This is a genomic window from Exiguobacterium sp. s192 (genome assembly GCF_018618795.1).
In the GTDB taxonomy this organism is placed as follows: Bacteria; Bacillota; Bacilli; order Exiguobacteriales; family Exiguobacteriaceae; genus Exiguobacterium_A; species Exiguobacterium_A undae.
In genome coordinates, this window is the sequence record NZ_JACSMS010000005.1 from 42,149 (window position 1) to 56,055 (window position 13,907).

At 46.3% G+C, this 13,907-nt stretch carries 13 protein-coding genes; 7 read left to right on the forward strand and 6 right to left on the reverse strand.

Annotated features, from left to right (window positions below):
- Window positions 1-16: 16 nt before the first annotated feature.
- The 3 genes from KNP87_RS09930 to KNP87_RS09940 all read right to left on the reverse strand — a co-directional run bounded on the left by KNP87_RS09930 (window position 17) and on the right by KNP87_RS09940 (window position 3,172).
- Entirely contained in the window at window positions 17-283 is a 267-nt protein-coding gene (locus KNP87_RS09930) for a hypothetical protein (protein ID WP_026833812.1), read from the reverse strand.
- A 97-nt stretch (window positions 284-380) separates the two neighbouring features.
- Window positions 381-1,979 carry a degradosome RNA helicase CshA gene (cshA, locus tag KNP87_RS09935; RefSeq protein ID WP_214721557.1) on the reverse strand — a complete coding sequence of 533 codons (1,599 nt, stop codon included), beginning with the start codon at window positions 1,977-1,979 and terminating at the stop codon, window positions 381-383.
- 338 nt (window positions 1,980-2,317) lie between these two features.
- Complete coding sequence (locus KNP87_RS09940; protein WP_214721558.1) at window positions 2,318-3,172, reverse strand: S1-like domain-containing RNA-binding protein; 855 nt, start codon at window positions 3,170-3,172, stop codon at window positions 2,318-2,320.
- Between the two features lie 223 nt (window positions 3,173-3,395).
- On the opposite strand from KNP87_RS09940, the gene KNP87_RS09945 reads away from it, so the two are divergent.
- The 6 genes from KNP87_RS09945 (at window position 3,396) to KNP87_RS09970 (ending at window position 8,930) form a co-directional block, all read left to right on the forward strand.
- A complete protein-coding gene (locus KNP87_RS09945; protein WP_012369521.1) occupies window positions 3,396-3,563 on the forward strand; it encodes a hypothetical protein in 168 nt (55 codons plus the stop codon).
- A 125-nt stretch (window positions 3,564-3,688) separates the two neighbouring features.
- The gene (locus tag KNP87_RS09950; protein WP_026833815.1) at window positions 3,689-3,994 is read left to right on the forward strand and encodes a hypothetical protein; all 306 of its coding nucleotides are present in this window, start codon (window positions 3,689-3,691) and stop codon (window positions 3,992-3,994) included.
- 41 nt (window positions 3,995-4,035) lie between these two features.
- The gene (locus KNP87_RS09955) at window positions 4,036-4,293 is read left to right on the forward strand and encodes a hypothetical protein (protein ID WP_012369519.1); all 258 of its coding nucleotides are present in this window, start codon (window positions 4,036-4,038) and stop codon (window positions 4,291-4,293) included.
- Between the two features lie 76 nt (window positions 4,294-4,369).
- A complete protein-coding gene (locus KNP87_RS09960) occupies window positions 4,370-5,068 on the forward strand; it encodes a lysophospholipid acyltransferase family protein (protein ID WP_026833816.1) in 699 nt (232 codons plus the stop codon).
- 1 nt (window position 5,069) lies between these two features.
- A complete protein-coding gene (locus KNP87_RS09965) occupies window positions 5,070-6,962 on the forward strand; it encodes an ABC-F family ATP-binding cassette domain-containing protein (protein WP_214721559.1) in 1,893 nt (630 codons plus the stop codon).
- 168 nt (window positions 6,963-7,130) lie between these two features.
- Complete coding sequence (locus KNP87_RS09970; RefSeq protein ID WP_214721560.1) at window positions 7,131-8,930, forward strand: sensor domain-containing diguanylate cyclase; 1,800 nt, start codon at window positions 7,131-7,133, stop codon at window positions 8,928-8,930.
- 86 nt (window positions 8,931-9,016) lie between these two features.
- On the opposite strand, the gene KNP87_RS09975 is transcribed toward KNP87_RS09970, so the two are convergent.
- From KNP87_RS09975 to KNP87_RS09985, 3 genes are read right to left on the reverse strand one after another with little or no spacing between them, the layout of a single operon-like run.
- Window positions 9,017-9,607: a hypothetical protein gene (locus KNP87_RS09975; RefSeq protein ID WP_251135539.1), complete on the reverse strand. Its 591-nt coding sequence runs from the start codon at window positions 9,605-9,607 to the stop codon at window positions 9,017-9,019.
- 50 nt (window positions 9,608-9,657) lie between these two features.
- Window positions 9,658-10,833: a DEAD/DEAH box helicase gene (locus KNP87_RS09980; RefSeq protein ID WP_026833820.1), complete on the reverse strand. Its 1,176-nt coding sequence runs from the start codon at window positions 10,831-10,833 to the stop codon at window positions 9,658-9,660.
- Window positions 10,834-10,861: 28 nt separating this feature from the next.
- Window positions 10,862-11,293 (reverse strand): hypothetical protein, encoded by a 432-nt coding sequence (locus KNP87_RS09985; RefSeq protein ID WP_119923726.1) that lies wholly within the window; start codon window positions 11,291-11,293, stop codon window positions 10,862-10,864.
- A 347-nt stretch (window positions 11,294-11,640) separates the two neighbouring features.
- On the opposite strand from KNP87_RS09985, the gene pflB reads away from it, so the two are divergent.
- Window positions 11,641-13,890, forward strand: a complete 2,250-nt coding sequence (gene pflB / locus KNP87_RS09990; RefSeq protein WP_214721561.1) for a formate C-acetyltransferase — start codon at window positions 11,641-11,643, stop codon at window positions 13,888-13,890.
- The last annotated feature ends 17 nt before the right edge of the window (window positions 13,891-13,907 follow it).

A 13,907-nucleotide genomic window follows, 5' to 3' on the forward strand; every position in this document is an offset into this window, starting at 1 on the left:
CAGAGAGGTCCTGTCTTTAAAATAAGGTCGTATCTTTTCTGATTGCGATGTACAGATAAACACCAAATGTCGCCGTGAGATAGATGATGCTGAGGACACCGTATTGAATGCCGGTCGCCCCGCCTTTCCCAATCGCAAGGACAAGGAAAATGATCCCTCCGAATAGCAAGCTCGCCAACGGAATATAACGGAAATGCCCCTTCGTCGTCCGCTCACTAATTCGTTTCGTCGCGACGACAAGCACAATCAGACAAATGAATGCTACAGCGTAGATTGTATACACGAACGATTCCGCCCTCTCTATATCTTTCATTGCTCATTTTATCATGACAGTTCATAAAAAAGAACCGACTTGTCTGTGACAAATCGGTTCAAACTTCTTATTTTTCAAAACGTGGTTTACGTCCACCACGGTTGCGATCACTTTCACTGCGGTTACGACCAGCGTATCCACCTTCACGACGATCTGATGACGATGAAGAAGAAGAACTACGGTTTCCTTCAGAAGGACGACCGCCTTCACGACGTTCTCCACCACGCGGGTTGCTACCACGGTAGCCGCCACTGCTACGGTTAGAAGAAGAACCAGAACCTGATCCACCTTTGTTACCGTAAGGACGACGGTTACCGCCGCCACCGTTGCTTCCAAAACGTTTCACACGAATTGGTTCGATTGAAGAAATTTGAACTGGCGTTGCATCCGGCTCTTTCGTCAATCCTTTGAGCGCTGCTGAGATTAATTCAACTGCTTCGTACTCTTCAAGAAGTTCTTGAGCGAGTGTTGTATACTCTTGTGAGTTTTTCGCTTCTACACGTTTGATTAATTCTTGTGCAGCAAGCTTCAAGTTGCCTTCTAGAATTTCATCAAGTGTCGGTGCGTGACGACGTGACATTTTTTTGTTTGTGACACGTTCGATTGTTTTGATTTGACCAAATTCACGTGGTGTAACAAACGTGATCGCTGATCCTGTTTTACCAGCACGACCTGTACGACCGATACGGTGAACATAGCTCTCCGGATCTTGTGGTACATCGAAGTTATAAACGTGTGTGACGCCTGTAATATCAAGTCCACGTGCCGCTACGTCTGTAGCTACAAGGATATCAATTGTTCCTTTTTTGAAACGACGGATAACTTGGTCACGTTTCGCTTGTGTCAAGTCACCGTGTAAACCGTCAGCCGTGTATCCACGTTGAACAAGTCCTTCTGTCATCTCATCAACACGTTTTTTCGTACGACCGAAGATGATTGAAAGTTCAGGAGAATCCGTATCAATCAAGCGGCAAAGAACGTCGAATTTTTGATTTTCTTTTAATTCGATGAATGATTGGTCGATGTTTTCGACAGTCATTTCTTTTGCTTTTACTTTAATGTGAGTCGGAGTCGTCATGAAACGATCTGCGATTTTACGAATCTGTGGTGGCATTGTTGCAGAGAATAAAAGTGTTTGACGAGTCGGTGGAAGTGTACCTAAGATTTTTTCAATATCTTCCACGAAGCCCATGTTCAACATTTCATCTGCTTCATCCAAGATGACGGTTTGAACGTGATCAAGGTTTAATGTTTTACGGTTCATGTGGTCCATTAGACGACCAGGTGTCGCGACGACGATTTGTGGGTTCTTACGAAGCGCACGAATCTGACGGTCGATTTGCTGACCACCGTATACTGGCAAAGCATGAACACGTTTTACTTCACCAATGCGGTTAAGTTCTTCTGCTACTTGAATCGCAAGTTCACGAGTTGGTGCAAGGATCAAAGCTTGGATATGACGTGATTTTGCGTCAAGACGCTCAATCGTTGGAATACCGAATGCTGCTGTTTTCCCTGTTCCTGTTTGTGCTTGACCGATTAAGTCAACGCCGCTAAGACCGACTGGAATTGTTTCTGCTTGGATTGGAGTTGCTTCTTCAAAGCCCATTTTTAGGACACCTTTGATAAGTGCCTCACTAAGATTTAATTCACGAAATGTTGTCAATGCTAAATACTCTCCTTTGTCATATGAAAAGCGTCTGCCACTAAACAGACGCTACCGTAACGAATACAATCGACTACCTATTATAGCAGAAGCTCATCCTTAAAGATAGAGGCTATTTCTGCATATAATAATGTTTAGGGAAGTCACCATCATAATCGTTGCCATAAGGGCGAGGGAAAGGCATGATGCCCGGACCGTTCAACGCTTAAATTCGCGCCGCTTGCCCCCACTAGTGATGGGGTTTTATTTGGAAATGGTCGCCGGTAAATACCAGCCGCAACCACCAAAATGATGAATTCCTAACTATTTATTCGAAACGTAGGTTTAATTGGGTTAACTTATTTCGTTAACCGGATACCCGTTTCATGTTTTTCTATTTTTTTATCTTTCAACAATCGACCTAAAGCACGTTTGAAGGCAGCCTTACTTAGGCCAAATACCTCATCAATCGTCTCAGGAGGTGTCTTATCACCATACGTCATCTGACCACCATGTTCAAGTAGGTGAGTCAGGATTAAATCCGCATCGATGTCGATTGCCTCGTGAGCACGTGGTCTTGCTGAAAGTAATACTGTACCATCTGGCTTCACATTTGTCACCCGTAATTTCATAACTTCTCCAAGACGCGGCCATCGTTCCATCTCTTGTTCATGCAGAAAACCAATCGTTTGTTCGTTGACCCAGACGTTTACACCCGGATCACGTTGAGCAAACACAAGCCCTTCAACATCCATGTTATTCCACTCTTCCGGTGCTGGTGTCGCACGTAAGTTGAAATAAGCATAAGGAGCTGGATCTCCGAGCAAGCGAAGTTTTTGATCGTGTTTCAGGCGGATGTATAACTGATCTCCTTCTTCCGGCCAAAATGTCCGGCGTTGCGGTAAATCGTCAAGCGACACTAAAACATCTTTCTGAATACCGATGTTTACGAATACACCTGTATTGTAACGTGTCCCGTTGATCGTTGTTTTGACATAGTCCTCAAACGATGCTTCCGGAATCGTCATCGAAGAAGCGAGACGCCCTTCATTGTCTTGATAAAGAAAGACCTCTACTTCTTCATCAAGCTCTAACTTTCTAGTTTGTTCATTATTATGAAGTAAGATGTCTTCTTCCCCGTCACTCAAGAAAACACCAAATTCTGCTTCTCGTTCTACTTTTAATGTGACAACCTGCCCGGCGCGTAATGCCATTTGTGGTCATCTCCCTTCTATGAATTCAATTGATTTCTCACGGTTCCTTTGTATCACCTACCATACTATACTCTTTTTCCTCCCCTCTCTGACATGAAGCAAGCGGGATCAAATATGACATTTCTGTGAACGGTTCTGATTTGAGTGATTTTTTTGACAAAAAGAGCTATGATAAAACAATAGGAAAAAGAAGGTTTAGTTTAGGTAAATATGGGGGAAAAACATGTTTCATAACATTCAATCGCGTTCTTTCGCAAGACGCTTTACAAAAACATTGGTATTTGCATTTTTTGCATTTCTTGCAACGATCGGAATCGTTTTCGCAGAAGGTTCGAACAGCACTGATCTGTCTCCGAAGACACCAGCACTCCAACATATCGATACACCCTAAAATCTACACCTTCCGTGTGGATTTTTTTATTTTTTCCGAAGTTTTACTGGGCGATACAGGAAATCGGATGTTCATCACGAATTCTTTATATGGTATCACTACCATTTAACCAAGGAGGGCAAGTCATGTGGTTTTATCTTTTTACGACGCTTACGGGTCTTATCAGTACATATTTGAGCTACACGTCCGGTTATTACACGGATTCAATCGGTGTTTTCGTCTTCACACTCGCCATTTGTTTGTCGCTCTCTTCTTTCAGACAGCTCCTTCGGACGTCTCATCAGTCCTATCATGAATATGTGCAACATCGTCGTGTCAAAAAACAGTATGAACGCATGAAAAAGCGGGAACAATCGTACCAATTGTCTTACGATCAACGCGAATCGATTCCACCACTTGCATTATCTGCGACAGAACAGCATGATAAATAAAGAATCTGATTTAACTTCTTATTAGGAGGAACCGAGTCCCTATGAATGAAATACCTTTATCAAACGGTTGGACCCTTCGTTATTCACCTGTCATTGATCTTTGGCTGAAAGAAGACGGTGTGTTGCTTGTCGATCATGAGGACAAGGTCCGCTTGACACTGATCCTTGACGAAGAGTCGATGGAGATCAAACAGATTGATAATACCAATGCTTCTTTTTCGATTGACCCGACCACTCGGCGTTTAACGTTTGAGCTTGGCGAAACCGAAGAGGAATCAGAACCGCGTTATTGGGAATGATGAGGAAGACTGGGTGCGATACCCGGTCTTTTTTTGTACAATAATAAGGAATGAGGAAAAGGAGTCTGATGCCACTATGTTACGCACTATCATCTGGTTCATTTTTTTTGGACTGGTTCTACCCCTTACATTACCGTTTCTTCCGGGGGCAAAACGTCGAACGCACGCTGCGCGGTATGCTTATACGCAAAAAGTTGCACAAACTTGGGCCAATTCACTGTTGCGTCTTGCGGGCGTCAAAGTTCGCATGACGGGACAAGAACACATTCCCGCTGATCAACCGGTTGTTTTCATCGCCAATCACCAAGGGAATTTTGACGTCCCGATTTTACTTGGTAAGATCGACAAGCCGAAAGCCTTCATCTCAAAAATCGAAGTCAATAAGATTCCCATCGTCAATGTCTGGATGAATCTGATGGGGTGTGTCATGATTGACCGCAAAGATCGTCGGCAATCCCTCAAGGCTATCCGTGCCGGAATCGAAACGATCAAGGACGGACAATCCATGATCATCTTTCCGGAAGGGACGCGTTCAAAAGGAGGACCGGTTGCCGAATTCAAAGCAGGCAGCTTTACACTTGCGACGTCAAGCGGTGCGCTCGTCATCCCGATCGCGATTTCCGGCAGCTATCGTGTCATGGAGGAAACGGGACGTATTCGCCCGGCCACTGTCGACGTGACGATTTTAAAACCCATCGATCCTGCGACGATGACTCAAAAAGAGTTAGTCCAAACGGTCGAACAACAAATCAAGGAAATTGTAGAAGGAGTCTGACATGTTACTTAAAGTCGATCAACTAAAAAAAGAATTCGCCGATAAGATTGTTTTCGAAGATGTCACGTTTTCCGTAAGTCCCGGTGATCGAATCGGGATCATCGGTGTCAACGGTACTGGAAAATCGACATTACTTCATATATTAGCCGGACAAGAAACAGCTGACTTTGGTGAGCTTCAGCATCCAAATGATTACCGGATCCGCCTGCTGTCGCAGTCAACGGATTATCCGGAAGATCAAACGGTCATGCAAGTCTTATTGTCTGGAAACACACCAACAATCAACGCCCTGCGCCATTATGAAATCGCCCGCCTCGCCCTTGAGCAGGATCCCGCAAATGAAACGTTATTGACGCGATTCATCAGTGCGCAAACGGAAATCGATGCTGCGAATGCATGGGACACCGAATCACGCTTGAAAATGATTTTAAATAAACTGGGCATCACGAATCTCGAAGCAACGATCGGTTCGCTGTCCGGCGGTCAGCGCAAACGTGTCGGTTTGGCGGAAGCCTTGTTAGACGAGGCCGATTTATTGTTGCTCGATGAGCCGACAAACGAATTGGATGCTGAAACCATCACTTGGCTTGAATCACAGATCAAAGAGTACCGGGGTGCCATCTTACTCATCACCCACGACCGGTATTTTTTAAACCGTGTCACGAACCATATGATGGAGATTGCCAACGGAACAGCTTATTTTTATGTCGGGAACTACGAATCGTTTCTTGAAAAACGGGCCGAACGCCGTGAACGGACTGCTTCGATGGAAGAAAAACGCCAAAACATCTTGCGCCGTGAACTGGCATGGTTACGGCGCGGGGCAAAAGCGCGGACGACGAAGCAAAAAGCACGGATTCAACGGGTCGATGCCTTGCAAGAGTTATCGTACGAGGAAGATGAAGCAGCGCTCGAAGTTCAGGTCGGTTCGACACGGCTCGGCAAAAAAGTCATCGAGGCCGTCGCTGTCCATCAACAGTTTGGTGACCGGACATTGTTCAGCGACTTTAACTGGTTGTTCGGTCGCAAAGAACGATACGGGATCGTCGGTCGAAACGGCAGCGGTAAATCGACGTTGTTATCGATTCTTGCCAAACGTTTAGAACCGACGAGCGGCGAGATCATTCATGGCGAGACGGTGAAGGTCGGCTTTTACGGTCAATTTGCCGAATTCAGTCACCCCGAGCGCCGTGTCATCGAAGAAGTCGAACGGATTGCCCAGGTCATCACGACGCTGGACGGACAGGAAATCACGGCAAGTCAGATGCTCGAACAGTTTCTGTTTAAGCCGGAGGCACAGTATAAACCAATCGGCAAATTATCCGGCGGCGAAAAAAGACGTTTGAAGCTGTTGACGATTTTGATGGATGAGCCGAACGTACTGTTTCTCGATGAACCGACCAATGACTTGGATACAGAAACCCTTTCTGTTCTCGAAGACTATTTGGAATCGTTCCCGGGAACGGTCATTACCGTCAGTCACGACCGCTATTTCCTTGATCGCGTCGTCGATCGGTTACTCGCCTTTGAGAACGGAGAAGTCGTGTCTTATTACGGACAATATACCGATTACTTGGAGCAACGGGAACCCGCTCCTGCCAACGCACCGGTCACGAAAGAAGTTGTTCCTGTCGAAAAAACAGTCGTTGAAGTACCGAAAAAATTAAGTTATCAAGAGCAGCTCGACTGGAAAACGATTGAAGCTCAAATTGAAGAAGCTGAACTTCATGCTGAGTCACTTGAACAGCAACTCGCTTCGTCCGGAAGTGACCTCGGTCAGGTCAATGACATCTATCAACAGATTGAACAAGCAAAAGCGCACATCGATCAATTGATGGAATACTGGACCTACCTCTCTGAAAAAATTGAGGCGTACGACAATTATAAAAATTAAGCCCATCCTCCTTTTCTGAATCGTATCCCTTCGTCCACGAGACGTTCGGATACGATTTATTTTTTTGAATTGAATGAACTGGGAAAAAGCAGTGTATGATAGAAAAAAGACGGGAAAAGTTGGTTAATCCAGTCACGTCATCGCAGGTCATCTTTAGGAGGCGGTTTGATGCAGCAATCTCCCTATTTCATAAAATGGTTCCCACCACTGCTCCTCATTTCAGTGACGTTAATGCTGATTGCGTCTACGCAGGAATCGATTTCAAACATCATCGTCGAACAGGTGTTACAGTATCTCTCACTTTTTTTGATTGCCTTTTTTATCATCGTTGCTTACCGAAAAGAACAGCAACTGATTGTTCCACGTCGGAATTTTTGGTTGCTCGCTCTCGGATCGCTTACCTTGTCGGTCATCGGTTCCATTTTGCAGACCATTCATTTGTTCAGTCTTTCGGACAACTTTTCCGGACTTTATAGCTTAGTGTTGTTTTCGTTATCGCATTACTTATTCCTGTACGCTATTTTTTACCGCGTTGCCTCTAAAAAAAGTTTTGGTCAACATGTCCTGGCGTTTATGGATGCGATGATTCTGGTCATTTTTTTGGCTCTCGTCGCGTTTCATGGTCTTAACGAATGGGTCAATCCTGCAATCAATCCGTTTCCCTATTCGTTAGTCGTCATCATCAATACATCACTTGGTCTGTTCGTATTTTTTTACTTTTTCTTCATCCAAGAGACCCATTGGGTCTCACGGACGACTCTATTTTTACTGTTTTTGTCGATTTTTATTCGGGGCATTTATGAAATATCATCCGTCTATTTCCCGGAATTCACGGCTCAATATTTGATTTTTTCACCGATATTGATTCGTTTAGCTCAAAGTGCAGCAATCCTTTGGCACATCGACCATATTTATGAGGGTTCGGATACGTCATCAATCGTTCAAAGAGCCTGGCTTCCCTTTTTGTCCTTACCTTTATTTGTTCACTACCTGATCGAGCAAGAAGGTGAGAAACGTGACATCTTCATCATTTTATTTTTATTGATCATCCGACAGATTTTGATTACGAGACAACATACATCGATCGTCAAACAATTAGATACACGAAATGAACAATTGGCGACACGCATTCAACACCGGACAGAACAGATCAGGGAAAGTGAACAGCAGGTCATCCCGCTTTTTTTAGGTCACCCTGACCCGATCGTCCGGTTGAATCAAACACAACAAATCATCTATGCAAATCGTTCTGCTCAACAGCTCTTCAAGTTATCCGCCATGACGATTGATACGCCGACAAATGAACTCCAACACTTGCAAGCGGCACTGGCTAAAGGAATTACCCGCTATCACAATGAAGCGCATCAACAATTTGAATTGATTCCGATTCCCATCAAAATCGCCACAGTACCTGTTGGCCATTTTTTGATTCTTCACGACATTACAGAGCGGATGAAACGAACACAACGGATTGAATACCATGCTTACCATGATGGATTAACGGATATCGGAAATCGCCGTTCACTCGAACGAACGTTTCATCAAAAATCGTCCTCCCTCAACTATCTGGCACTCATCGATCTGGACGGCTTTAAGCTCATCAACGATACGCACGGCCATGAAGCCGGTGACTTCATCCTGATCGAAGTCGCGCAACGTCTTTCCGCTGAACTGCACGGGGAGGAATCCGTTTATCGTCTTGGCGGAGATGAATTCGCCTTGTTGACGTCCGCTGAAGATGAGCTGTCGTTACGCCGGCGTTGTAAACACTTCTTGACGTTGCTGTGTCAACCGTACGTTTATCACGATCAAGCTTTATCTGTCACCGCTAGTATCGGCATCGCCCGTCAAGAGGACGGGGCTGATTTGGAACAATGGATCAAACAAGCTGATCTTGCCATGTATCGGGTTAAAAACCACGAAAAAAACGGGATTGGCGTATACCGATCCGACGAAAAAAACGAGTAACTTCGTCTGAACGAGAATGGGGGGCCGATTTTTACATCGGCCCCCCATTCTGTATAACGGCCAACTTTTGCGTCAGCCTTTTCTTCTTATGCTTCCGGACGTGGTGCGATATTGCCTTCTTCGATGTCGAGCAACAAATCAATCAGCTCGGCGCAAAATTCAGGGTATTGCCGTAACAGTGCATCTTCTCCGACCTCATCCACAAAATCAGCTAACAGAATCCGGACTTCCGGAACAAGTGCTTTAGCAACTTTCATATAGGCAATCGCAAAACGCCACTTGCCTGAGATATACAGCAACTTCCCAATCAGTAAGTCTCCTGTTTCGACCTCAATCTCCGCTAAGTCAGTCTGATACGTCTGTTTTGACATGATATCGACGACGCCTTCTTCTTCGACGAGAAACAGCGACGGAACCGGATCCGCCAATCCTCTCAGCGCCCGATACAAACTCGGTGACATGTCTTCCTTGACTTGCTCCAAGAAACGACCGTGTGGTGTTTTTCCCTGTTCATCGGTTTCATAAAAAATCGCCCAATCGACAAACAGATCACGGAATAATTCAGCATCCTTTAGATACCAACGGCCTTCCGTTGCAATTTCTTCGATGAAGGCGACCCAGTCCGAACTTCGGGCAGTCGCCGCTTCTTGATACATCGTTTTAAGCGCTGTATTCATCTCTGCTTCCGATACAGTCGTCGGAAAAGGGATTATCTTTCGCTCACTTTTCATCGTGTCGGTCCTTTCCGGTGTGGGTTCGCCGGTCGTTTGATTGTTTCCGGTTCAGTGACTTCCCGTTTCGGAATCACTTCTCCCCGATAGATCTCCATCTCTTCCATCTCCACACCCATTTGTTTCGCCAATGTTTTCAGGTGTCTTAAATCGTGATCCGTGACAAGAGCTAACACCATTCCGGAAGCATTCCCACGTCCCGTACGTCCCGAACGGTGAACAAAGTCATCAAATGATTCAGGTAAATCATAATGCACGACATGTGTGACTGCTTCGATATCGAGTCCGCGTGCGGCTAATCCCGTTGTCACGAGTAACGGGAACTCTCCGCGTTTATACGAACGCAGCGTCTCCATCCGTTCCCGCTTTCCTTTTTCAGCATCTAAAATCCGATACTTCAATGAAAACTTGCTTAATTCTCCATTAAGCGGTCCCAAGAAAGAACGGTTATTGATGAAGGTCAGTACTTTTGCTCCCTGCATGTTTGCCAACCGGCGTAAATATTCAGGCTTGAGACGGCGTGACATTTCGATATAACCAAATTTCACTTGTGTGCTGACGGCACGTTCGACGCGAATGCGTTCCGGCTCGTTTGCAAACAATGTTTTCCCCCACTCGGCTGTCCGCTCCGGTAATGTTGCCGAAACAAAAGCCAACTGCCGGTCACGGAGTGCACTGTTGGCAATCCGCGTTGCCGATGCACTCATGCCGCTCTCATAAATTTGATCCGCTTCATCTAAAACAATCAGCTTTACTTTGTGCATCTTGAGTTTTTTAGAATCAATCAATTCCACCAGACGTCCCGGTGTCCCGACAATGATTTGAGGTTTTTTCTTCAACCGTTCGTGTTGACGTTTTAATTCGACGCCACCGATGAAGGCACCTGATTTAATCCCGCTGCCTTGTGCAAACAGTTGAATGACTTGGTGAATCTGCATGACGAGTTCACGTGTCGGTGCTGTGATGACGACTTGAATATGCGGCTCCGCTGCGTCAATCAATTCTAACGCCGGAATGACATAAGCCAATGTTTTTCCGGTTCCGGTCGGTGCTTCGACCAACACATCTTTTCTGTCCCGTAACAACGGAATCGCCTGTTCTTGGACCGGCATCATCGTCTCGAAACGTGCACGCTCCCATGCTTCTGTAATAAAAGGTTTCATAAAGTCCATAACGTGTATTCTCCTACTCTCTTCTGCATCATTCTGTGACATATTCAAATTGATCGGTCGTTTCGTCACGCAGACCACGTAACGTTTGTGTGTATTCGTTTCCGGCGTCGATGAGCCGGATGTGATATACCACTTCCTGGTCATTCTTTATTTCTTCCGTCAAAATATCGAACCCTTGAATGACCCGGTCTTGCAGTTCATTCGCCAGTTTCGGAAACTGACTGAGCACCGGGTAATCGGATCGGACATCACTCGGGCGACGAATCAGCTTCGCCAAGTATTTTTCTTTATATCCGATGAAGTCTTCAAAATCAAAGTCATCTTCAAAACGAATCCAAAAGCCGTCTTCCTCAAACTCCGTAATCATTCCCGTTCGCGGTGTTCCTTCAGTCGATACTTTTAACGTCACCCAATCACCTGCTCTATAATCGGCACGGTCTTCCAACAGCAAAAAATCCATTTTATGCACCTCCACGGTCTATATTCCCTTTTTCATTGTCAACGATACTTCATAAAATTACAAGACAACCTGATGTGACTTTTATCACAACACAAACTGTCCCTTTGCTTTTTGGAAAAAAAGAGTGATACAGATTCAGAATTCCTGTTTCTTTCCGCCAATCTTCTGTTTTTCCGCTGCTCGGCGATGAATGATACAGAACACGCGGAATCCATTCATACCAACACTTTTCACATTCGCTGAGCTTTCACAGGGATGTAAAACTCTCGCATACGAATGTTTGTTACACTATTCACATAAGGGATATGTGTTGAACTGTCTACCTTACAAACGAAGGAGTGTTCATGATGTTACTCGAAAAAACGCAAGCATGGCAACAATTTGAAGCAGGACAATGGTCCAATCAAATCGATGTAGCCGACTTCATTCGACGGAATCGGACGGAATACCGCGGCGACGATCAATTCTTGGCCGGTCCGACGGTCGCGACAGAAACACTGTGGCAACAAATCATGAGTTTGACAAGCGAAGAGCGGACACGTGGTGGTGTATATGCCGTTGACGCTGCGACACCCTCAACGATCCTGTCACACGGTCCCGGATACCTCGATCGTGACTTAGAAAAAGTCGTCGGTCTCCAAACCGATGAACCATTCAAACGCTCGATTCATCCGAACGGCGGCATCCGGATGGTCAACGATGCGCTCGAAGCCTATGGTTTTAAGGCAGACCCTGTCGTGACCCGGACGTTCAGTGAATACCGGAAAACACATAATCAAGGCGTGTTCGATGCCTATACTCCCGAAATGCGCGCCGCCCGAAAAGCCGGTATCATCACCGGACTTCCAGATGCTTACGGACGCGGTCGGATCATCGGTGATTACCGTCGCGTTGCGTTATACGGAACAGCGTACTTGATTGAGCAACGGAAACAAGACTTACAGAACCGTGGTGGCTTTTTGTCCGAATCGATGATTCGCGACCGTGAGGAAATGAATGAGCAAATTCGCGCGTTGCAGGAACTGACCGAACTCGGCAATCGTTATGATTGTGACCTGTCCCGTCCTGCGGAAACGGCACAAGAGGCGTTCCAGTGGGTCTACCTCGCCTATCTTGCTGCCATCAAGGAACAAAACGGTGCCGCGATGTCACTCGGCCGTGTCTCAACGTTCCTCGATATCTATATCGAACGTGATTTGCAGACCAGACGCTTGACGGAACAAACTGCTCAGGAGCTCGTCGATCATTTTGTCATGAAACTCCGGATCGTCAAATTCCTTCGGACACCGGACTACAATGATTTGTTCTCAGGCGATCCAACCTGGGTCACGGAATCAATCGGCGGGATGAGTGAAGACGGCCGCTCAAACGTCACGAAAAGTTCGTTCCGCTTCTTACAAACACTCGTCAATCTCGGTCCGGCCCCTGAACCCAACTTGACCGTCCTTTGGTCGACGCAATTGCCGCGCGGCTTCAAGGAATTTTGTGCGAAGATGTCGATTCTGTCCAGTTCGATCCAGTATGAGAACGACGATTTGATGCTGCCGGTTTATGGCGATGATTACGGCATCGCGTGTTGTGTCTCTGCCATGAAAATCGGAAAACAGATGCAATTTTTCGGAGCACGCGCGAACTTGGCAAAAGCACTTCTCTATACGTTAAATGGCGGCATCGATGAAAAACTCAAAATCCAAGTTGCGCCGAAAACCGATTTGATCCTCGATGATGTCTTGGATTATGAAACGGTCATGGCGGCTTACGACCGTCAGCTCGACTGGTTGGCCGAACTGTACGTCAACACATTAAATGTCATCCACTTCATGCACGATAAATACAGCTACGAACGCATCGAGATGGCGTTGCATGATCCGGAAATCCTCCGGACGATGGCATGCGGGATCGCCGGACTGTCCGTCGTCGCTGACAGTCTGTCCGCCATCCGCTATGCCAAAGTCTCACCGGTTCGCGACGAGAACGGACTCGCCGTTGACTTCAAGATCGAAGGAGACTTCCCGAAATTCGGAAACAATGATGCCCGTGTCGATCAGATGGCGGTTGATCTCGTCAAACTCTTCATGGAAAAAATCCGGAAACATCCGACTTACCGCGATGCATTACCGACTCAATCCGTCTTGACGATTACTTCAAATGTCGTCTACGGCAAAAAGACCGGGAATACACCAGACGGTCGTCGTGCCGGCGAGCCGTTCGCACCCGGAGCCAATCCGATGCACGGACGGGATACGAATGGCGCTGTTGCTGCACTGACATCCGTCGGAAAATTACCGTATGAGCATGCACTCGACGGCATCTCCTATACGTTCTCGATTGTTCCAAAAGCACTCGGTAAGGATGAATCGACACGGATTCAAAACACCGTCGGACTGCTCGACGGCTATATGGGTGGAACCACCTCGAAAGGACACCATTTAAACGTCAATGTCTTTGACCGCGAAACCTTGCTCGATGCGATGGAACATCCGGAACTCTATCCACAACTGACAATCCGTGTTTCCGGTTACGCCGTCAACTTCATCAAGTTGACCCGTGAACAACAGATCGATGTCATCAACCGGACATTCCACGGAGCACTTTAACGAAGAAAGGACTGAAG